The organism is Planktothrix tepida PCC 9214 (assembly GCF_900009145.1).
In the GTDB taxonomy this organism is placed as follows: domain Bacteria; phylum Cyanobacteriota; class Cyanobacteriia; order Cyanobacteriales; family Microcoleaceae; genus Planktothrix; species Planktothrix tepida.
The window spans coordinates 1-21,206 of the sequence record NZ_LN889818.1; the positions used below are offsets into that span (position 1 = coordinate 1).

The following is a 21,206-nucleotide window of genomic DNA, read 5'->3' on the forward strand; positions in this document are numbered from 1 at the left end:
ATTCTCCATTCTCCATTCTCCATTCTCCATTCTCCATTCTCCATTCTCCATTCTCCATTCTCCATTCTCCATTCGTAATTCCCAATTCGTAATTCTCTGCTTTAATATGGAAAATAATATTGATATTTTAATTCTTTCTAATGGCCCTGGTGAAATTACAACTTGGGTGCGTCCCGTTGTTCAAGCCTTACGAGAACAGCTACAAAATCAACCATTTCAAGCCAGAATTTCTTTAATATTATCTCCCTGTCCCAATGCAACTGGAAAAGAAGCTAATATTGCTCGTTCTTACCCAGAAATTGATCGAGTTCAAGGGGCAGAATATTTTTGGAAATTTTTGTTATTTGGAAAAACCGCAGAAAATTGGGACTGGTATCAAAAAGGTGTCGTTTTATTTTTAGGAGGAGATCAATTTTTTACCGTAGTTATTAGTAAACGCTTAGGCTATCGTAGCGTTATTTATGCCGAATGGGAAGCGCGTTGGTGGCGCTATATTAATCGTTTTGGGGTAATGAAATCCGAGATTTTAGACACTATTCCCCAACCCTATCAAAGTAAATTAGAAGTCATCGGAGATTTAATGGCAGATGTGAGTTTATCAGGTTCTTCCGCTATAATTTCTGATGAGATTATCATTGGTTTATTACCCGGTTCTAAAGCAGCAAAATTAACCCAAGGTATCCCCTTAACCTTAGCCATTGTTGAATATTTACACCAAAAACGACCTCAAATTCGATTTATTATTCCTGTTGCGCCTACCTTAGATTTACAAACCTTAGCTCGTTTTGCAGATCCTCAATATAACCCCATTATAGCAAAATTTGGCGGAATTTCAGCACAACTTCATTTAGGAGATCCAGCTTATTTAGAAACTCAAAACGGCATCAAAATAGAACTTTATACATCCTTTCCTGCTTATGATTTACTTTCAAACTGTCAAATTTGTTTAACCACAGTTGGAGCCAATACCGCCGAATTAGGAGCATTAGCTGTTCCCATGATTGTATTATTACCTACTCAACAATTAGATGCCATGCGTTCTTGGGATGGGATACCCGGAATTTTAGCAAATTTACCCGGATTAGGATCTATTTTTGCTAAAATTATTAATCAATTCGTGTTAAAACAAGGTAAACTATTCGCATGGCCAAATATTTGGGCAAAACAGGAAATTGTACCCGAATTAGTGGGAGAACTTCAACCCGAAGATATCGCTAATTTAGTCTTAAATTATTTAGACCATCCTCAACAATTAGAAGCCATGGGCCAGCGTTTACGACAAGTTAGAGGGAAACCCGGAGCCGCCCAAAAATTAGCAACTATTATCATTAAATGTTGTGGTTTAGAATAATCAGATGATAATTTTTGTATAGCGCTACGCATTACGGTTAGGACATTTATGAATTCTCAAACCCTTTCACTTCTTACTGTTCCCTGTTCCCTGTTCCCTGTTCCCTGTTCCCTCTTCAAGTAGCGCTATAGACAGGATAGGAGATTATATACGTTAGGTTAAAACGATTATAAACTCTGTTTTTAGTTTTAGACAAAAGATCACTTTTATTCTGAAGAAATAGTATGTTTTAAAAAATGTCTTAACAAAGGGTCAAGAGTAAATAATTTTATATTATTTTGTTCAAACTTTTTCAAAAATAACCGCAAATTTAAAGATTGCAAACCTTTCAAAAATTCGGGATAAGATAACTGAATGTTGTGATTGATTGCAGATAAATTTAAAGGTTGATCTTCATGAGCCAATGTATTTATTATTTTCATTTCTAAGGTTGTTAAACGTTCTAGTTGTTGATACAATCGAAATTGCAAGGGTTCACATAAAATCGGTGGGGAACACTGCAAAAATTCAGAGACACATCCCCCAAAAAATTCTTGAATTAAAGCCGCCGTTAACTTTAATCCCAGGGGATGACCTTCGTAGCGTTTAATTAACTCATTCCATTCGGTTTCATCCCTTAATTTTTGATCCCTTAAAATTTGTTTAGATGCTTGTCCTAAACTTCCTAATACTAAAGAAAAAATAGTATCATGTTCTAATTCTAATTCTGCAACCTCTCTGGGTTTTTCTGAACTTAAGAGCATTAAACAACTTTGATGGGAAACCTCAGCAATTTGTTTGAAAAATAAGCGATAATTTTCATAGCCCGCTTGATAACATCCGGCTAATTCTTGAGGTGCAAATAACATCTGAACATCATCCAGAATAATTAAACAGCGATATTGACGGAGATATTTGAAAAGTTGAGTCAATTTAGCATCTAAAGTGGGAGGAATAATGGAAGACTCAGAAAATACTTCTAAACAATGAGTTAAAATCTCTTCTAAACTTGGACAAAATCGTAAACTGCGATAAATAATCGTGTGAAATTCAGATTTGATAGGTTCAACACAATGTAATGCTAAACTGGTTTTACCGACTCCACTTATTCCCAGAAGTGTGATTAAACGGTAACATTTTTTAATCATCCATTCGGTTAAACAATTTTCTTCTTCTTGACGACCATAAAACGTCAATATTTCCGGTGCATCTCCCCAATCTAAACAAACTCTATCCTGACCCCGTTGTTGCGCTTGGGCTCCTCTTACCTCAGAACAAATATTAACATTATTAACAGTTACATAATCTCGACCAATCGCTGATGAATAATTATAAAAATTAGCTTTTTCTAAAATAGCTCTAAAATTAGATTTATTAACAGTCTCTCCAAATTCTTTTGAGAAAATTCTCCAAATTTCCGAACCCAAATCTCGAATATGACCTTCACTAGAATGGATATCCTCAGCAATTTTGGTATAGGTTTGACCCTGTAACGTTCCCTCTAGTATCGCTTTTTGCAGATGGTCTAAATGTTTTCCCGTACTTGCAAATATGAGATTATCCGCAAGTGTTAGGACTTCTTGAATATCCATGTCAAGAATTAGCTGGGTTTTATTGTATTATATCCGACTTTCCGACAAATCCGACAAATCCGACAAAATATCCGACAAAATATCCGATATTTCCGACAGACAAAATCCCCCTGTTGACGGATGCTAGATCAGGGGACGCAACAGCAACCTTGAGGATTTACTTCACGAATTCGCATGAATACTTATTCGGTTATTATGCTAGGGCCATCTGGTTCAGGGAAAACCGTTTTCCTCGCCAGTCTATACAAAAAGTTATCAACACAGGGGGATACAGGCTTTTTCCTTCAAGTTGAAAGTCCAGAAAAACGGAAACGCTTAAACAACCTTTATACACAAATTGCCGTTGATGAAAAATGGCCTAAAGGAACAACCTACAGCGAGGTTTCTGAATGGACATTTACCTGCCGTGTCCAAACTGAGGGTTTACCCATTTACTCAGCTTGTCAGTTTACTTATCTGGACTATGCTGGAGGTCGAATTAATGATGAAATGGGAGAAGACGATCCCGAATTTGATAATCAACTTAAAAATGCGGATGCTTTACTAGGTTTGCTGGATGGTCAAAGACTTCTTGCTTTAATGCAGGGTGAAGCATTGGGTCGGGTTTGGGCTGTTAACGATTTTCCTAATATGCTGAATATCATGCAAGAAATCCAAAATAAACCTATTCATTTTGTGATTAGTAAATGGGATATTCTTGAAGGAAGATATACTTTAGAAGAAATTATAGATTGTTTATACAAAATTCCTGAATTTAATAATTTAATTAGAACTCGTAGCAGGGGTAATATTCCCATTCGATTAATTCCTATTAGTGCGGTAGGCAAAGATTTTGCTACATTGCAAAAGGATGGAAGTATGGCAAAAAATTTTCAAGCTTTACCTAAACCTTTTCAAGTTGAAGTTCCTCTAGCTTGTGTTTTGCCTGATATGATTCAGACAAAACTAAAAGAGATAATGGAACAAAAAAAAGAAATTTCTGATATTTCAATTGATGTTAAAGCTAATGTTACTTTCTGGGAATGGCTAGGCGGGATAGCTGGTGAAGCCGTTAGTATAGTTAGTCAATATTTGCCTAAAAAATATCAATTTACTGCCGATATATTAGAAAGGTTAATAGAATTATTAGATACTCCTATTGAACAAAAGAGAGAACTTGCTAACAATAGGAAGTTACAGTTACAGCGAGAAAAGGAAGAAGCTCTTAAAAAAGTTACTGATGAAGAAACTGCCCTCAATTACACCATTAAGTGTTTCTTAGGTATTCAAAACCGACTGGACTATAATTTCCCTGAATCTAATTTAAAGCGATGATGGATGATCTTAAAGCTTGGTGTTTTTTAGTGAGCCGTAATCAATATCTCGACTATCGAACTGTTGTTGCTCCTAATTTTATTTGTGAAGCAGGCATAGGTAATATACTTGCTAGAGTAACAGAGGGAGATATAACAGAACAAGGAACTGCATTGTATCGAGAAATTTTGTATTCTAAAGCCGCAGATTTCACGATAATTTATCGAATTATTGAAGCAACCGTAGAAAATACGGGAATTGATGGTAATGGTTGTTTAAAAGATTCAGTTGGTCGAGAAATATCTTTGATAGAAGGTTTAGTTTTCCAGGGACTTCTCAAAGATAAAGATATTGTTGTGACTGAACAACATTTAGAAGAAGCACATCAACAAGTTATCAGCTATTATCGAGAGTTTTGGGAATCAATAACAAGGATTTCAATTTTTCCTTCACAGTCAATAAAATATATAGAACCTTCTGCTCAATCTTTAAACTTGATTAAACTTACTGCGTATATTGCGGGTGAAAAACAGCAGCTTTCTTTGCCACAACAAGAAATATTAGAACTTAATTATAGTTCTTGGGAGATTATAGATGAAAAAACATATAATAATGAAGAAGTGGCTTCCTTAGCCGTCTTCCCTGATTCAGAAAATTTTGCTGCACGCTATGATTCTGATGTTGTTGTCTGGAAAATTTCAGAAAAAGAACCTATTTCTAAATTTTCTGGAACAAGAAAATCGTTGGGGGGCTTTCTTACTCCAATTGTAGTTAATTCTACAGGCGAGTTAATTGCTACTGCTATGATTGAAGGATTCGATTACAATAAAATAAAACTTTATAATTTAAACACCCATGACTGTAAAGATTTAGGAACACAAGGACAGTTCAACCCAACAAGAGTTAAAGCAGTGATATTTAGTCCTGATAGTAAAATAGTTTTTAGTGCTTGTGGTGAAAAAATTAAACTGTGGGATGCAGAATGTGAAGGAATAGAACGAGGTGAACTTCCGGGTCATTCTGATGATGTTAGATGTTTAGCGGTTGATTCTAATAATGGACTACTTGCTAGTGGAGATAGTCGGGGTTATATTAAGCTATGGAAAATATCAAATAAAAAAGAAATTTTCCCGACACCATCGGATAAATTTCCTATAAATTCCTTGGCTTTTAGTCCAGATGGACAATTTTTAGTAAGCGGAAGTGATGGCGGTGCAATTAAGGTATGGAATGTAAAAACAGAAGAAGAGTATCCTGTTGATTGGAAACAATCTCAACCCATTAATTGCGTTGCATTTAGTCCCAATGGTTCCTTGATTGCGACTGGTTGTGATAACACAATAATACAAATTTGGGATTTAGAAAATCCCCAGTTATCGCCTATTTGCACACTAGAAAAACATGACAAAGCGGTTACTGCTGTTGTATTTACTCCTGATGGTAAAAAGTTAATTAGCGGAAGTAAAGATGGTAAAGTTATAGTGTGGCAACCTGTTAATTTGAGGTAGAGCCTCAAAGTTAGCATTGTAATGCAGAGCATTGGAACAACGAAAGTGGCGTTTTGGAGTTTACGCGGATATTATCGAACAGGTTGTATTGACTGGAAAGCCTGTCTTGGCTACAAAATAAATGTTCTGTAATCTTGTTATAATCAATTCAATACCCGAACTCAAGCTAACACCCATTTGAGCAATCAACTGATGGTAACAATCAAAACTCAACTTACTCTCGATGAATTTCTCACCCTTCCTGAAACCGACTTAAATTATGAATTGATTAATGGAGAAGCAATTCCCAAAATACCACCCAAACGTTTTCATTCTCGAATTAGAGGAACTTTATGTACCCTCTTAACTCAATGGTGTCAAAATCAAGGAGAAATTGGCATAGAATGGGCGGTTATTCTCAAAAAAAATAATCGAGATTGGGTTCCAATTCCTGATTTACTTTATATTTCCTATAGTCGTCTACCTTTAGACCGATTTATTGATGAAGCTTGTCCAGTTCCCCCTGAATTAGTGATAGAAATTATATCGCCGGATCAAACCTTTGGTCAAATGAGTGAAAAAGCCATTGATTATCTTAATGCTGGAGTATTGAGGGTTTGGGTTATTGACCCGAAAGCTAAAAGCATTACTATTTTTTATCCCGATGCACCACCTCAAACAAAACGAGATGAGGCAATTTTAACGGATAATTTATTAGAAGGATTGCAATTTACCCCCCAGCAAATTTTTCAACAAGCCGGGATTATTTGAAATCATTGTATCTAGTCAATTAATATCCTCTGGATACATCAACGGTATTATTTAATAATAATCCCCCTTGACTTTTGTTAATCGCGTCAATAATTTGAGGTGCTACACAAGCCGGAATAGTTTTTGCGGCAATATGGGGGGTAATTGTAATGTTTGGATGAGCCCAAAAAGGATGATTTTTCGGTAAGGGTTCAATTTGAAAAACATCCAAACAAGCACCGGAAAGTTGACCGGATTTTAAAGCATTTAATAAATCTTCTTCAACTAAATGTTTCCCCCGTGCTACATTAATTAAATAGGCGCCTTGAGGTAAAGCTGAAAAGGTATTTTGATTTAAAATTCCTTCGGTTTTTGGGGTTAAAGGTAACAAACACACTAATATCTCACATTCACTTAAAAATGACTTAAATTCTTTCTCACCTAAAAAACAATTAATAGTGTCTAAAACTTTAGGGGTTCGACTCCAACCTCTCACCGAAAATCCCATCATCTTGAGTTTTTGAGCAATATCTAAACCCAAAACCCCTAACCCTAAAATTCCAACGGTACAATTAGCTGTATTTCTAGGAGGTAATCCTTGCCATACCCCTTGACTTTGTTGAGTTTTATAAGCTATCAATTGACGATGATACTGTAAAACCGCTAATAAAATATATTCCGACATTTGCGAGGTTAAAGAGTCATCCACTAACCGTACAATTGGAATATCAGGAGGTAAATTCGGATCTCGTAAAATATGATCAACACCTGCACCTGTTGAGATAATGACTTTTAAATTAGGGAATTTTTCAATCACTCCCAATGGGTGCATCCACGCTAAAATTGCATCAATCTCTGCTAAATTTTCAACATCAGGATAAACCTCAATCTTTAACTGCGGTTGATAAGTTTGGAGTGCAGAAACCCAAACTTCAGGGTTTTCAAATTCTCCTAATAATAGTAATGTCATTGCTGATTTCCTAAACCGTCATTAACCATTTTTGAAACTCCCGACGCACGGCAACCCGCCCGGATTTGATATTATTTTTAATAATTTGCGGTAAACCTTCTAGGGCTATTTCAGGAAATACGAAACTGTGAGAAACTTGTTGATATTCTCCCTCATTTAACTGATAAATTTTCAATTTATTTTCATCACACCGCCAAACTTCAGGAATCCCTAAACGGGCATAGAGAGAACGTCTGGAAAGAGATTTATAAGTTAAATCAATTTCCAAAACTAAATCCGGGGGAGGATTTTCAGGTAAACTAATCGTCAATAGTTTTTCAATCCTAGGTAAATTTTGAATATAAAAACAACTATCCACTTCTAAACTAATTTTTAAATCGGGTCTTTGCCAAAGGGTGAACCCTAAACCCCGATAATTAATATTGTATAAATCCAATAAAGCAATAATAAATTCTTCTAAAATTTCACGATACTCTTGATGGAGAGGCGAGGGAGTAATCAGTTCCAAACGCCCATTATCATAGGTGAGTAAAGTCTCTCCATTTTTTTGCCGTTTAAAAATAATCGTTTCTAAATCCTGCCAAGGGACATTTTCCAGAAAGATATTACCAGGATGAGGAGATTTAGACATTCTCGCAATCAAAAAAGTGAACAACTAAGATTAATATTATTCTATATCGATCTAAGATAAGGTGGGAACGTTCAATTCCTTGGTGAAATTGCCCCATTTAGGAGAAGTTGACCTATGCCCAAAGGGTCTTTTGCAGAATACAATGCGACCACAGCAACGCAAATCACCTTTTATTATGACAACGGCCACGATGAAACCTTTAGCATTCCCATTCCCTCGGCGGAATTAGCCCCCCTACTTTCCCAACTGTTAAATCAAGCTTGGCTAACCTTTCATCTGGTTGATCAAACGGTCATGATTAATATGGCAAAAGTGGAAAAAGTCGAGTTGAAACCCCCGGTTATGGAACTAGAAGGAGAGGGAATTTTCCTGAATTCTCAACGGGTAACCGCCCTACATCGGGGTGCAGTCGGTCGTTTCAAAGTTACTGAATAACTCAACTTGTGCCATCTTACTTAATAGATTAAATCATCCTATAGGATTCCAGATTTATGCCAACTGTGTCTTTAATTCGGGCTAATTCTTATCACCCTCAAGCCCTAGAAACGTCCTTGAAAACATTACTGGAACCTTGGGGCGGCATAACAGCCTTTGTAAAACCGGGTGATCGCGTTCTTCTCAAACCCAATTTATTAACGGGAAGTCGTCCTACAAAAGAATGCGTTACCCGACCGGAATTGGTGGCTGCCGTTGCTAAACTGGTGATTGAGGCGGGAGGAAAACCTTTTTTAGGGGATAGTCCCGCCTTTGGGAGTGCTTTGGGAGTCGCCCGTGCTAATGGTTATTTACCCTTGATTGAATCGTTAAATTTGCCTATTGTAGAATTTCAGGGGAAACGTTATCAAACTGTTAGTGAAGGGTTTGATCATTTACGGTTAAGTAAAGAAGCGATGGAAGCGGATGTGGTGATTAATTTACCCAAACTAAAATCCCACGTTCAACTTACCCTAACCATGGGAGTTAAAAACCTCTTTGGTTGTGTCCCCGGAAAAATGAAAGCTTGGTGGCATTTAGAAGCCGGAAAAGATGTTAATCGGTTTGGGGAAATGTTAGTAGAAACCGCAAGAGCCATTAACCCTAATTTAACGATTTTAGATGCTATTATCGGTCATGAAGGTAATGGCCCCAGTGGAGGTGAACCCCGTGAATTAGGGATTTTAGCCGCTTCTGATCACGTTTTTTCCCTCGATAGAACCCTTGTTGATCTGCTTCAGGTTGATCCGAGCTTGGTTCCTACTGTTGCCGCTTCTCAACGATTGGGATTATGTTCTGAATTAACAGACATTAATTATCCGTTATTAACTCCAAAAGAATTACAAGTTTCCGACTGGAAATTACCCGATGCTTTAGTTCCCATCGATTTTGGTTTACCTCGTGTCTTAAAATCCACTTTCCGACATTTTTATATTCGCTGGATTAAAGAACCGATGGCAACTTATAGCCAAAACAAGTAATCAGTTGTAGGGGCGAGGTCTCCTCGCCCTTACGATAAATTTAGAATCAAAACAGTTGTTAGTTATTAGTTATCCTTGAGTTAGGGCGGGAAGACCCCGCCCCTACAAATTTCAAACGTTCAATATTTCTAATGCTTGATTAATTCCTCCTCGAACAGATTCTGCACATTTCATTAAGGCTTCATGTTCGGATTCTGTTAAATCGAGTTCTAAAACTCGTTCAACTCCTCGACATCCTAACCAAGCTGGAACCCCTAGGAAAATATCATTTAAACCGTATTGTCCTTGTAAATAACAACAGGTGGGTAATAGTCTCGATTGTTGACGTAAAATTGATTCAACCATAATTCTCACCGAAGATGCGGGTGCAAAATAAGCTCCTCCCGTTTTTAATAATTCAACAATTTCTCCCCCTCCTTGGCGGGTACGTTCAACAATTTTATTAATCGTTTCTGGCTCGATTAATTCTGTAATGGGAATGCCGTTAACTGTGGTATAACGAGGTAAAGGAACCATTAAATCGCCATGACTTCCTAATACGGTTGCATCAATATTTGACACAGACATTCCTAACTCTATTCCTAAAAAAGCTTCAAATCGTGCGGAATCTAAAACCCCCGCCATCCCCATTACTCGATGGGGTTCAACCTTCGTCACATTCCAGGCAATATAAGTCATAATATCAAGAGGATTCGTGACAGTAATTAACACCGCATCAGGGGAATATTGAATAGACTTTTTCGCAGCCTCCGCTACAATTTTGGCATTAATACTAATTAAATCATCTCGACTCATCCCTGGAATTCGAGGTTTTCCAGCCGTAATTACCACAATATCTGAACCCGCCGTATCTTCATAATTGTTAGTCCCTGTAACGTGTCGGTCATGACGTTCAACAGCACCCGCTTGCATTAAATCTAACGCAATTCCCTGGGGAACTCCTTCTAAAACATCTAATAAAACAACATTAGCAATATTTTGTTCAACAATCCGTTGGGCAAGGGTACTGCCTACTTTCCCAGCACCAATAATTGAAACCCGTGTGGAATGACAAGAGGCAGGAAAAAACGGAGTAGATAATAGCATAATCAGATTCTCACAACTTGAAACACGAGAAGGTTAACTACCCGCCACTGAGCGAAGTACCACTACAGTGGGGGCTTGTATCTGAAGTCCACCGCAATTCTGAGAACCGCTATAAGTTAACTATTGCGCTGCTTCCAATTGGTCGAGTCGTAACCAAATATTGGGGGTGGGAACTTGTCCGAATTTAACTAAAGCATAGTCCCCTCGCAGTTCCATGATTTCCCCTTTGGTTTCAAAAATATAAGGAGAAAACCGAGTATCACTGGCTTTTGCCTCTAAGCTGTTTTCTAACTTTTCCCGAACTGCATGAACCAAGTCACCTTTTTTAATCGCCATAGCTCGTTAACTTAAAGTGGTAATAGAATCTTTTTTCAAATTTTATAGCACTACGCGCAAGGGAACAGGGAACAGGGAACAGGGAACAGTAGGGAGTGAAAGGGTTTGCTGGATTTAGAATTGTTCTAAATGTAATTCGTAGGGCTATAAAGGTTTATAGTCTTTATTTTCTATCTCATTCGTAATTCGTAATTCGTAATTCGTAATTCGTAATTCCCTATTCCCTATTCCCTATTCCCTATTCCCTCTCCCTTGACATTGAGGACAGAAATGAGCAGACCGTCCCGCCAGCTTTAAGCGTTCAATGGGGGTTTCACAGATGCGACAGGGTTCCCCAGTTCGGTTGTAAACCCAAGCAGTGCCACCATAGTTGCCATTTATCCCTTGAACGTTGAGGAAGTTGCGAATGGTTGTCCCCCCAGCTTGAATACTTTTTTCTAAGACTTGAATAATATGGCTTCGTAACGCTTCGAGTTGTGGACGAGTTAAAGATGTGCAAGGCGTTGTTGGGGCAATACCGCTTAAAAATAACGCTTCATCTGCATAAATATTTCCCACTCCCGCCACTAATTTTTGATCTAAAAGGGCTGATTTAATGGGCCGTTGACGTTTTTTAAATTGGTCTTGTAAATAGTCAACGGAAAATTCTGCTGCAAACGGTTCTGGGCCTAAATTATTTAATCCCGTAATAATATTAGAAATTTTTTGATCAGGAGGAACCCACCACATTTGACCAAAGGTGCGCTGATCGACAAATCTTAACTCTCGATTTTTAGCAAAAAATAAGCGAATACGAGTGTGTTTTTGTAAGGGATTTTCTTGATCAACCCATAACAATTGTCCTGTCATCCGTAGATGAACCCCTAACCAGCCTCCAGGGGTTTTCTCTGGGTCTAATTTAACTAATTCTGCTAATAAATATTTCCCTCGGCGATGCCACTGAGCGATCGCCATTCCCGTTAAATTCTGCAAAAATTCATCCACAGAAAAAGGGTAGGCGAGGGTGCGATTTAACAACACCTCCCCACCCACAACGGTTTGGTTCAAGGTCACTTGATTAAGACCTTGGCGAACGGTTTCAACTTCCGGTAGTTCCGGCACCGACTAATTTCCTTCGGTTCCTTGGTTCGGATCACCGACACGAGTTGCACTACCACCAGGGACTTTACGATCTTTAGCTTCTACTGGTGTTTGAGAGCCAGTTTTCACTTTTTGACCCGAACCTTTGCCCGGGCCTGCAACTTCCACCACTTCCGACAAAGCAAAGTTGTTGGTATTGACGCTTGCATAGTTCACTTTGTCAAAGCGAACGATAACCGGGTATTTGATACCACTGGAGTCTACAGAAGCCACTGTACCCACTTCTTGATACCAGTAAGACTCTTTGCGTAGGATACGAACTTTAGAACCACGTTGAACCATTGGTTTATCTTCCCCTTTTTAATGAAAAGAACGGATAAAGACGTTTAATGTTCAGGGTACTACTGGATCGGTTGTCTGGGTTCATTTCAGTCTTTAAGTTTTATTGCTAACTGAATTTAACAATCACCGAGGTATATATAACATAGCAATAAAAATGTCAAGTTTTTTTGGGAATTGAGTTACAAAACTTAACATTTTGTCAATGGTAATCGGGAATAAATTCCTGTATAAAATTCCGTTTTCTGATTTCAATTGGGAACTGTTCAAATTGTGGTAAAACCGTAAAAAAATCCCTATCAACGAGAACCCATGTTTGTAGTTGTGGGTTCAGTTGGATCGGGATGAAAATGCTGCGAAAAATATTTTAAGAAGGGGATTAAGTACCGCAGGACATACGGGAACTTTCGGTTTAGAACCGATAAATGCTTTGGGAGAATTGACCTCTACTTTAACCGGAGCAATCCTGTTGGGGCAAGTCGATTCGTTGAACAAAGAATCTCCCGTCACATCGCTTTGCGATTGACGGCGAGAGTGTCAAACCTTTTTGCCGTCTCGAAAAGACCCTGGAAAACGCTTGCCTTTGGCATCAATAATCGTCCCTTGACCATGAGGAACTCCCCCTCGAAATTCTCCTTCGTAGCGAGTGCCATTCGCAAAGGTGCAGTTTCCTTTCCCATCAAGTTCTTGATTAAAAAACTGTCCTTGACAGCGAGTCCCATTAATTCGGGTAAACACCCCTTGACCAAAGGGCGATCCGGCGAAGAATTCCCCTTCATAGCGATCGCCATTGGCATAAATAAATTGACCTCGACCATTAGGTTGACTACTGACCGCACCACTGCCAATTTCTCGCACCAGTTTAAACGTGCCAATATAGCGATCGCCATTGGCAAAAACTACCGTTCCCTGACTGATATTGCCATCTTTAAATACCCCAATCACACGAGCATCATCAGCAAAAATAAACACCCCTTGTCCATTGGGTAAACCATTGCGAAATTGGCCTTCATAGCGATCCCGATTGGCATAAACGTAAATGCCACGTCCTTCCGGTTTACCGTTAACAAACTCTCCCTGATAGTTATCTCCTCCCTCATAATTACACTTGACTCTTCCGGTGGGTAATTGTCCTTCACAAACGGGAGGACGCTTGCCTTGAGCTTGCTGTGCAATCGCAGCCAGTGGATTAGCTATCTCAATTGCAATCGCTAAAGTCGATAAAATTAGTGTTAAAGAACCCAGTTTTCGCATCGAACACAACATGGTTACTCCTACCATGAAAAAATTCTACAATTGATTGAAGATGACACCTCTGAATTAAAGTCCTTTTTAACTGGACTAACTCACAGGAGCAGAGGATCGCAGGCTAATATTATTAATTTTTTGATCCGCCGGTGGATTCGTAGCTCCTACAGCTTTAGCGATCTCAACACCATTTTGCTCAAAAATAACAATGGGTTCGCCTCCGGTATCAAACTTGACTCGTTTGACGAGAACTTGACCATTAGACACACGCTGTCCAACGCTTACATAACGACTGGTAGGTTCTGCGGGAGCTTTAAGAATCACTTTCGTTTGATTTCCCACCTGCAATACCCCGGTGACTTCCATCGCCTGTGCTAAGTCTGTAGATGGAGGCGGGGGCACAAAGGGTTGAACGGCAACAGGTTTTGGTGGAGGTGGATTCGGATCACGCCAAGACGGGGGAGCCACTGTATTGGGAAGGGCTGGTAAATCAGGAACTTGGGCAATGGGTAAAGTCGGTAACGTGGGAACGGTTCTCCGAGGTGCAACGGTTCGAGGGGTTGGTGTTGTTCCCCTGGCGTTAGGAGATAAGGGATTACGAGCCGCTCCATTACCCGATGTTGTTCTCTGAGTGGGTGTTGTTCCCCTGGCGTTAGGAGATAAGGATTGAGAGGGATTACGAGCCGCTCCATGGCCCGATGTTGTTCTCTGAGTCGGCGGGTTAGACCCTCTATTGGGAGCCATTCCAGATGGGCTAAATCCGGTGTTGGGGGTACGGGTTTGTGGCGAAGGAATGCTCACACTTGCAGTCCTCCAGCGAAGCGGAGGTTCAGCAACGGGTAATTTAGGTAAATCTGGCACAGTACGAGTGCTTTGTTCGGGTGCTTCTGGTGTTTCTCCAGGGTCGGGAGTTTGGGTTACGATTACAGGAGGCAAAACTCCAAAGGGATCATCTACCGCAGCATTAGGAGCCGTTGTTGTGGCGGGTGCTACGGGGGTTCCTGTTGGACGTTTCCCCAGAAGATTTAACCGTTCTTCAGGATTAGTCGATTGAATTAAACCTGCACCCGCAGCGACGTTTGATTGTTCTTTGACTAACGGATCTTTAAACGGAGCAATTTTGCCCGGAGTGGGTGTTGCATTGGGTTGGGGTGAAGCAGTAGCTTCAGGGGAAGCCGCAGGAGAAGTTGTTGGACTGGGTGTAGAGGCTGTTTCTTCAGGTGTTGAACCGCATCCTCCGAGCCCAACTGCAAAAATACCGATGGAGATCAGAAACCAAAGTTGACGCATTGCCAGTCCCCAAAACACAGTTGATATTAATTTAAGGATACCCAATCTTAATCTGGATCAACTTCATATTATCAAATTAACGCTGGAGTAACCAACACCAACGTTTCACTTATCCCCTCTTGCGTCAATCAATGCAAGCTGTCCTTTTAAAAAAACTTCGTTTTTGTATTGGGTATTAGAAAAAAATGGGGCGATTGCCTACGACACCAGAACATCTAATCCCTTCCTACACAAAAGCTCTATAGGTAAACAATTATAAAGATTTTCCGACAGTGACAGCTATAGGAATATTATAGAAATTGGAGATGCTTCTAAGCTGTCACACATCTATTTTTTAAACCGATCTAAGCTATAGAAAAGTTTCAGGCATCTAACTCTACAATTTAAAGGGGCGGCAGGTTAGCAACATTTTCAACTCTGTATCTGCTTCAAGCAAGGCCACTTGTATTACAAGAGTTTCAGGATTTCCCAATGGCCTATTTAGGGACTCAATAAGTGTCCAAACATAATTATTTGCACATTTGGTGATTCCAGCTTCCCGGTTTTTTTCTCAACTCGGTCATTGATTTTACATAAGCACTTAACATCTGAGCTAATTCAACTTTTTGGACTTGGCTCAAGCAACAACCCATGAACAATCCTAAAACCCTAACAGTTCCTTTCTCGCGGCACTTTCTGGAATGGCTGCACCAACAGCAAGTCAGCCTCGCCCTAACTACCTACCAAACAAACCGCCTTGGTTTGATTGGAGTCCAACCTAACGGCCAAATTTCCACCCCCGTTTGGGAATTTGAGCGACCTATGGGACTTTATGCAACTACAGAACGCTTTTACCTTGCTACCCGCTATCAAATTTGGCAGTTTGAAAATATCCTAGAAAACGGGGAACTTTTACAGGAGAAATATGATCGCGTTTATGTCCCTCGAATTGCCTACACCACTGGAGATTTAGACGTACATGACCTTGTAGTTGATCCTCAAGGTAACATCATCTTTGCCAATACCGAATATAGCTGTTTAGCGACGCTCCATCCCCAACACAGCTTTACCCCTGTATGGCAACCGAATTTTATCAGCAAACTCGCCCCGGAAGATCGTTGTCACCTTAACGGGTTAGCCACCGTTAACGGCATTCCCCGCTATGTAACGGCGGTGAGTTGTTCGGATGTAGCCTCCGGTTGGCGACATCGAAGGGGTGATGGCGGAGTGGTGATTGATATTCAAACCAACGATATCATCACTAGGGGTTTATCCATGCCCCATTCGCCTCGATGGTATCAAGGGAAATTGTGGTTAATTAACTCAGGAGAAGGAGATTTTGGTTATATCGAAAACGGAGAATTTGTTGCAGTTACCTTTTGTCCCGGTTACGGACGGGGGTTAGCTTTTGTCGGTAATTTTGCCGTTGTGGGTTTATCTAAACCTAGGGACTATCATTTTTCCGGTTTATTACTGGGAGAAAAACTGCAACAAAAACAAGCAGAAGCCCGTTGTGGCATCTTAATTATTGACATAAAAACCGGAAATATTGTCGAGTGGCTAGATATGGATACCGAAGCCACAGAACTTTATGATGTGGCGATTTTTCCCCAAGTTCAATGTCCGATGGCTTTAGGGTTTAAAAGTGGAAATATTGCTAAATTAGTAACTATTGGTAGCCCCACAAAAACCCAGAAAAAAGTCATCTCTTTTAGTCTTTGGGGCAATGATCCTATGTACAATATTGGTGCGATTAAAAATGCGGAATTAGCGCTTAAAATTTATCCAGGTTGGATTTGTCGGTTTTATGTAGATGAAACTGTTCCCAAAGAAACGTTAGAACGTTTAGCGGCTTGGAGTCATGTTGAAATTATTCCGATGCAAACCCCCTCTCAAAATTGTACCGGATCATTTTGGCGGTTTCTAGCCCTGAATGATTCTGATGTGGAAATTACGATTATTCGGGATACGGACTCGCGGCTCAATCAACGGGAAAAAGCCGCCGTTGATGAATGGTTAACCAGTCCTTTTCCCTTTCATATTATGCGAGATCATCCTTTGCATCGCAGCAAAATTATGGCAGGAATGTGGGGATTTAAAGGGAATTTAGAGATCAAAACTGCTATCAATAATTATGTTAAAACTCATTCTCAATCTTTAAGAAAAGGCATTGATCAACTGTTTTTGAACGATGTCATTTATCCTTTAGCTCAATATCAAAGTTTGGTTCATGATGAATTTTCTGAAGGAAAACTATTTCCACTTTCTCGTCAAAATACTGAATATGTCGGGCAGATTTTTCGAGAAGATGAGACGACAATTTCAGAATTAGATGACATCCTAGAACAACACTTAAGGACGTTAGAAAACCCACAATTAAAAGTAGCAAAAGCTGAATTTGAACGGGGGCAAGATTTCAAAAAACAAGGAAAAGTTGAACAAGCGATCGCTTGTTTTCAAAACGCTATAACAGCCGACCCAAACTATATTCCTGCTCACAATAATTTAGGAACCTTACTGCAACAGCAAAATCGCTTATCTGAAGCCATAACTTGTTATCAAAACGCTCTAAAAATTAACCCAGATTCAGCGTTAACCTTAACTAACTTGGGGTCAATTTACCTAATTGAAGGTCAGTTAAATCAAGCCGAAGAGTTATTAAAACGCGCCTTAGAATTAAACCCTGAGCTTGTTCCGGCGTTGTACAATTTAGGTTTATTGTATAAACAACAAGCTAAATTAGACGAAGCCATTCAACTCTTCCAAACCGCAGCTAAACACCAACGAAACTACGCTGATGCCTATTTTCAACTGGGGCAGATTTGGGAATTTCAGAGTCAATTTACCTTAGCAAAACTCGCCTATGAACGAGTGCAAAGCCTCAACCCTAATGCTGAATATTTATATCCCCATATCGGGTTTGTGAAACTGAATCTCTGCGACTGGGAAAACTATGATCATTTTGTCCAAGATTTGATGAATTCCACGACCCAATATATACAGGAAGACAAGAAAGGGTTTACCTTAGCTCCCTTTCAGTTAAACGCCCTTCCTATTCCCTCAGAATTATCCCTAGCCGTTGCCCAAAAACACGCCGCAGGAATTGAGAAATCAATAGCTGAGAAAAAACCGCAATTCATCTATTCTCAAAAAACCGATAAACTGCGGGTGGGTTATGTTTCCCCAGATTTCTATAGTCACGCCGTCGGACGTTTAATTTATCAAATTTTTGAAACTCATAACCGAGACGAGTTTGAAATCTTTGGCTATAACCTATTAAATGTCAACGATGAAGTCACAGAAATCATTAAAAATGGCTGTGATCAATTTCGAGATATTGCTCAACTTTCTGCCTCTGATGCTGCTGTGCAAATTAACGCTGATGGCATTGATATTTTAATCGATTTAGCGGGTTATACAGGTTACGGTAAACCAGAAATATTGGCTTATCAACCTGCACCTATACAGGCAAGTTTTCTGGGATATCCCAATACAATGGGAGCGAATTTTATCCCCTATTTGCTAACGGATGAATGGGTAGTACCAGCAGATTTAGCTAAAAATTACAGCGAGTCAATCATCTATTTACCCCATCAGTTTATCTGTTCACCGATGGAGATTTCCAACCAATTTAGTCGGGCTGAATTCGGGTTGCCAGAAGATGGTTTTGTCTTTGTTTGCTACAACCGACATTTTAAAATCACGCCGGATTTATTTGCCGTTTGGATGGGAATTTTGCAGCAAGTTGAAGGCAGTGTTTTGTGGTTATCTGAACCGACAACAGAGGAAGTGATCAATAATTTACATAAAAAAGTGGCTGCTTCTGGAGTCGCACCCGAACGATTGATTTTTGCCCCGAAAATTCCCCACCCCGAATATCTCGCCCGCTTACAACTAGCAGATTTAGCCTTAGATACGTGGATATATAGTGGCGGTTCTACCACTGTAGCAGCGTTGTGGGCGGGTGTACCTGTTCTGACAAAACCCGGTGACACCAACGCCTCCCGCATGGGGGCCAGTATTTGTGCCAGTGGTGGACTCCCAGAAATGATTGCTAACAGTGGGGAGGAGTACGAACAAAAGGCGATTGACTGGGCCACCCATCCCCAAAAGTTGCAACAGTTGCGTCAACGGTTACAAAAACGAGATGCCCCGTTATTTAATGTATCAGGGTTTGTCAGCCACTTAGAATCGGCATTTCGACAAATGGGAAACCGCTAATAACTCCCATGAATAGGTTTGAGATTCATTCTTCCATCAACTAACTACCTCATTAAAGAGGATTAAAAAAATGACTTCTAGTTTTAACTTTACCGAAAACACCAACATCTCCCTCACCGGTGTTTACAATAGTTCCGTCACCACAGCCGACTTTGACAAAGATGGGGACACCGATATCCTGCTCACGGGCTACGATAGTTCACATAACCCCATCAGCCAAATCTATAGCAACAACGGCAGTGGCGGTTTTAGCCAAAACACCAACGTCTCCCTCTCCGGTGTTGGCTATAGTTTCGTCACCACAGCCGACTTCGACAAAGATGGGAACACCGACATCCTGTTCGCGGGCTACGATAGTTNAGACAGTGATGGCACGGTGGATGCCTTTGTTGTGAAAGCCGTCAGTAGCGGGACGTTAAAAATTGGCAATGATGCAGCCAGTGCCACAGCTTGGGTTGCAGGAAGTAATGATACAATAGATGCCACGAAAAAAGCTTATTGGACACCGGATGCTAACGTTAACGGCACGGTCAACGCTTTGCAAGTGGTGGCCAAAGATAACGACGGTTTGGTGTCCCCTACACCAGTCACCGCCCAAGTTACGGTCACGGCTGTTAATGATGCGCCCGTATTAGATAATACTAACTTCACCTATAGCCTCACCACGATTAACGAAGATGATAACAATTCTAGTGGGGATGTTATCAAAGATATAATTCCGGCTGGAAGTATTAAAGAAAACACCAACATCTCCCTCAATGGTGTTTACTTAAGTTCCGTCACCACCGCCGACTTTGACTCTGATGGCAACACCGACATCCTGCTCACGGGCTACGATAGTTCATCTAACCCCATCAGCAAAATCTATAGCAATAACGGCAGTGGCGGTTTTAGCGAAAACACCAACGTCTCTCTCACCGGTGTTGCCACTGGTTCCGTCACCACCGCCGACTTTGACTCTGATGGCAACACCGACATCCTGCTCACGGGCAAAGATGGTTCTGGCCCCATCAGCAAAATCTATAGCAACAACGGCAGTGGCGGTTTTAGCGAAAACACCAACGTTTCCCTCACTGGTGTTCGCTATAGTTCCGTGACCACCGCCGACTTTGACAAAGATGGGGACACCGATATCCTGCTCACGGGCAAAGATAGTTCTAATAACCTCATCAGCAAAATCTATAGCAACAACGGCAGTGGGGGTTTTAGCGAAAACACCAACGTCTCCCTCACGGGTGTTGAATATAGTTCCGTCACCACCGCCGACTTTGACAAAGATGGGGACACCGACATCCTGCTCACGGGCTACGATGGTTCTGGCTGCATCAGCAAAATCTATAACAATCTTCTCCCGATATCCGATGTAGACACCACCACCATCACCGAAGCCATCGCCATTACAGCCGCCGACAATAACGGTACTTGGCAATATTCCACTGACAACGGCACAACCTGGACTAACTTTCCCACCGTCAGCGACAGTAACGCCCTATTATTAGATGCAGGGAATAAAGTTCGTTTCCAACCCAAGGCTAACTACAACGGAACCATTACCAACGCTCTCACCTTCCGCGCTTGGGATCAGTCCACAGGTACAGCCGGAAATACAGCCGACACCACCACTAACGGCGGGACAACAGCCTTTAGCAGTAACACCGCCACCGCCTCCATTACGGTTACAGCCGTTAACGACGCTCCAACTGCGACTGCTATCGGCAACCAAACCGTTAACGAAGATAGCAATTTCAATCTCAATATTGTTAATAATTTCAGCGATATTGATGCAGGAGATAGTTTAACCTATAGCGCCACCTTAGCCGATGGTAAAGCCTTACCCAGTTGGTTAACTTTCGACAGCACAACGGGAACTTTTAACGGAACACCGACTAACAGTGATGTCGGAAATCTTGACATTAAAGTTATCGCAACCGATAGTAGTAATGCAACGGTTGAAAATAGTTTCCAACTAACAGTTAATAACGTTAATGATGCTCCGACTGCAACTCCTATTACTAATCAAACTGCAACAGAAGATAGCAGTTTCAGTCTCAATATTGTTAATAAATTTAGCGATATTGATGCAGGAGATAGTTTAACCTATACCGCCACCTTAGCCGATG

General features: G+C 40.5%; 17 protein-coding genes and 1 pseudogene. 9 read left to right on the forward strand and 9 right to left on the reverse strand.

Annotated features, from left to right (window positions below; translation table 11 throughout):
* Positions 1-106: 106 nt before the first annotated feature.
* The gene (locus tag PL9214_RS28910; RefSeq protein WP_072722761.1) at positions 107-1,351 is read left to right on the forward strand and encodes a glycosyltransferase family protein; all 1,245 of its coding nucleotides are present in this window, start codon (positions 107-109) and stop codon (positions 1,349-1,351) included.
* Positions 1,352-1,557: 206 nt separating this feature from the next.
* Here PL9214_RS28910 and PL9214_RS28915 read toward each other — a convergent pair whose 3' ends face one another.
* Complete coding sequence (locus PL9214_RS28915; RefSeq protein WP_072722762.1) at positions 1,558-2,922, reverse strand: helix-turn-helix domain-containing protein; 1,365 nt, start codon at positions 2,920-2,922, stop codon at positions 1,558-1,560.
* 174 nt (positions 2,923-3,096) lie between these two features.
* Here PL9214_RS28915 and PL9214_RS28920 point away from each other — a divergent pair, with 174 nt between their 5' ends.
* The 3 genes from PL9214_RS28920 (at position 3,097) to PL9214_RS28930 (ending at position 6,473) form a co-directional block, all read left to right on the forward strand.
* Positions 3,097-4,236: a TRAFAC clade GTPase domain-containing protein gene (locus PL9214_RS28920; RefSeq protein ID WP_072722763.1), complete on the forward strand. Its 1,140-nt coding sequence runs from the start codon at positions 3,097-3,099 to the stop codon at positions 4,234-4,236.
* On the forward strand, positions 4,233-5,723 hold the full coding sequence (locus tag PL9214_RS28925) for a WD40 repeat domain-containing protein (RefSeq protein ID WP_083580247.1): 1,491 nt from the start codon (positions 4,233-4,235) through the stop codon (positions 5,721-5,723). Before PL9214_RS28920 ends, PL9214_RS28925 begins: the two co-directional genes overlap by 4 nt.
* Positions 5,724-5,915: 192 nt before the next feature.
* Complete coding sequence (locus PL9214_RS28930; RefSeq protein WP_072722765.1) at positions 5,916-6,473, forward strand: Uma2 family endonuclease; 558 nt, start codon at positions 5,916-5,918, stop codon at positions 6,471-6,473.
* Positions 6,474-6,492: 19 nt separating this feature from the next.
* Here PL9214_RS28930 and PL9214_RS28935 read toward each other — a convergent pair whose 3' ends face one another.
* Positions 6,493-7,422: a 2-hydroxyacid dehydrogenase gene (locus tag PL9214_RS28935; RefSeq protein WP_072722766.1), complete on the reverse strand. Its 930-nt coding sequence runs from the start codon at positions 7,420-7,422 to the stop codon at positions 6,493-6,495.
* A gap of 10 nt (positions 7,423-7,432) precedes the next feature.
* Entirely contained in the window at positions 7,433-8,053 is a 621-nt protein-coding gene (locus PL9214_RS28940) for a Uma2 family endonuclease (protein ID WP_072722767.1), read from the reverse strand.
* Between the two features lie 114 nt (positions 8,054-8,167).
* On the opposite strand from PL9214_RS28940, the gene PL9214_RS28945 reads away from it, so the two are divergent.
* The gene (locus PL9214_RS28945; protein WP_072722768.1) at positions 8,168-8,488 is read left to right on the forward strand and encodes a hypothetical protein; all 321 of its coding nucleotides are present in this window, start codon (positions 8,168-8,170) and stop codon (positions 8,486-8,488) included.
* Positions 8,489-8,544: 56 nt separating this feature from the next.
* A complete protein-coding gene (locus PL9214_RS28950; protein WP_072722769.1) occupies positions 8,545-9,507 on the forward strand; it encodes an Npun_F2552 family protein in 963 nt (320 codons plus the stop codon).
* 111 nt (positions 9,508-9,618) lie between these two features.
* On the opposite strand, the gene mdh is transcribed toward PL9214_RS28950, so the two are convergent.
* The 4 genes from mdh to PL9214_RS28970 all read right to left on the reverse strand — a co-directional run bounded on the left by mdh (position 9,619) and on the right by PL9214_RS28970 (position 12,351).
* Positions 9,619-10,593: a malate dehydrogenase gene (mdh, locus tag PL9214_RS28955; protein ID WP_072722770.1), complete on the reverse strand. Its 975-nt coding sequence runs from the start codon at positions 10,591-10,593 to the stop codon at positions 9,619-9,621.
* 120 nt (positions 10,594-10,713) lie between these two features.
* Positions 10,714-10,929 carry an NAD(P)H-quinone oxidoreductase subunit O gene (locus tag PL9214_RS28960; protein WP_072722771.1) on the reverse strand — a complete coding sequence of 72 codons (216 nt, stop codon included), beginning with the start codon at positions 10,927-10,929 and terminating at the stop codon, positions 10,714-10,716.
* A gap of 231 nt (positions 10,930-11,160) precedes the next feature.
* The gene (locus tag PL9214_RS28965; RefSeq protein ID WP_072722772.1) at positions 11,161-12,030 is read right to left on the reverse strand and encodes a DNA-formamidopyrimidine glycosylase; all 870 of its coding nucleotides are present in this window, start codon (positions 12,028-12,030) and stop codon (positions 11,161-11,163) included.
* A 3-nt stretch (positions 12,031-12,033) separates the two neighbouring features.
* Positions 12,034-12,351 (reverse strand): photosystem I reaction center subunit IV, encoded by a 318-nt coding sequence (locus PL9214_RS28970; RefSeq protein WP_072722773.1) that lies wholly within the window; start codon positions 12,349-12,351, stop codon positions 12,034-12,036.
* A gap of 260 nt (positions 12,352-12,611) precedes the next feature.
* Here PL9214_RS28970 and PL9214_RS28975 point away from each other — a divergent pair.
* Positions 12,612-12,874: pseudogene (locus tag PL9214_RS28975) on the forward strand (zinc ribbon domain-containing protein); the annotation flags it as partial.
* A gap of 11 nt (positions 12,875-12,885) precedes the next feature.
* Here the strand turns inward: PL9214_RS28975 and PL9214_RS28980 are convergent.
* Positions 12,886-13,614: an MORN repeat-containing protein gene (locus PL9214_RS28980; protein ID WP_072722774.1), complete on the reverse strand. Its 729-nt coding sequence runs from the start codon at positions 13,612-13,614 to the stop codon at positions 12,886-12,888.
* Positions 13,615-13,689: 75 nt separating this feature from the next.
* On the reverse strand, positions 13,690-14,886 hold the full coding sequence (locus tag PL9214_RS28985; protein ID WP_072722775.1) for a hypothetical protein: 1,197 nt from the start codon (positions 14,884-14,886) through the stop codon (positions 13,690-13,692).
* A 630-nt stretch (positions 14,887-15,516) separates the two neighbouring features.
* Between PL9214_RS28985 and PL9214_RS28990 the strand changes: the two genes are divergently transcribed.
* Both PL9214_RS28990 and PL9214_RS31700 read left to right on the forward strand, forming a co-directional pair.
* Complete coding sequence (locus PL9214_RS28990) at positions 15,517-19,086, forward strand: TIGR03032 family protein (protein ID WP_072722776.1); 3,570 nt, start codon at positions 15,517-15,519, stop codon at positions 19,084-19,086.
* A 70-nt stretch (positions 19,087-19,156) separates the two neighbouring features.
* Positions 19,157-21,206: FG-GAP-like repeat-containing protein (locus PL9214_RS31700; RefSeq protein ID WP_186440492.1), on the forward strand; the 2,050-nt coding region annotated here is incomplete at its 3' end.

Coding starts and splice junctions, on each gene's coding strand:
- PL9214_RS28935 (WP_072722766.1), bottom strand. CDS start 7,422: ATGACATTACTATTATTAGGAGAATTTGAAAACCCTGAAGTTTGGGTT.
- PL9214_RS28960 (WP_072722771.1), bottom strand. CDS start 10,929: ATGGCGATTAAAAAAGGTGACTTGGTTCATGCAGTTCGGGAAAAGTTA.
- mdh (WP_072722770.1), bottom strand. CDS start 10,593: ATGCTATTATCTACTCCGTTTTTTCCTGCCTCTTGTCATTCCACACGG.
- PL9214_RS28910 (WP_072722761.1), top strand. CDS start 107: ATGGAAAATAATATTGATATTTTAATTCTTTCTAATGGCCCTGGTGAA.
- PL9214_RS28930 (WP_072722765.1), top strand. CDS start 5,916: ATGGTAACAATCAAAACTCAACTTACTCTCGATGAATTTCTCACCCTT.
- PL9214_RS28945 (WP_072722768.1), top strand. CDS start 8,168: ATGCCCAAAGGGTCTTTTGCAGAATACAATGCGACCACAGCAACGCAA.
- PL9214_RS28925 (WP_083580247.1), top strand. CDS start 4,233: ATGATGGATGATCTTAAAGCTTGGTGTTTTTTAGTGAGCCGTAATCAA.
- PL9214_RS28990 (WP_072722776.1), top strand. CDS start 15,517: ATGAACAATCCTAAAACCCTAACAGTTCCTTTCTCGCGGCACTTTCTG.
- PL9214_RS28950 (WP_072722769.1), top strand. CDS start 8,545: ATGCCAACTGTGTCTTTAATTCGGGCTAATTCTTATCACCCTCAAGCC.
- PL9214_RS28970 (WP_072722773.1), bottom strand. CDS start 12,351: ATGGTTCAACGTGGTTCTAAAGTTCGTATCCTACGCAAAGAGTCTTAC.
- PL9214_RS28940 (WP_072722767.1), bottom strand. CDS start 8,053: ATGTCTAAATCTCCTCATCCTGGTAATATCTTTCTGGAAAATGTCCCT.
- PL9214_RS28985 (WP_072722775.1), bottom strand. CDS start 14,886: ATGCGTCAACTTTGGTTTCTGATCTCCATCGGTATTTTTGCAGTTGGG.
- PL9214_RS28980 (WP_072722774.1), bottom strand. CDS start 13,614: ATGTTGTGTTCGATGCGAAAACTGGGTTCTTTAACACTAATTTTATCG.
- PL9214_RS28920 (WP_072722763.1), top strand. CDS start 3,097: ATGAATACTTATTCGGTTATTATGCTAGGGCCATCTGGTTCAGGGAAA.
- PL9214_RS28915 (WP_072722762.1), bottom strand. CDS start 2,922: ATGGATATTCAAGAAGTCCTAACACTTGCGGATAATCTCATATTTGCA.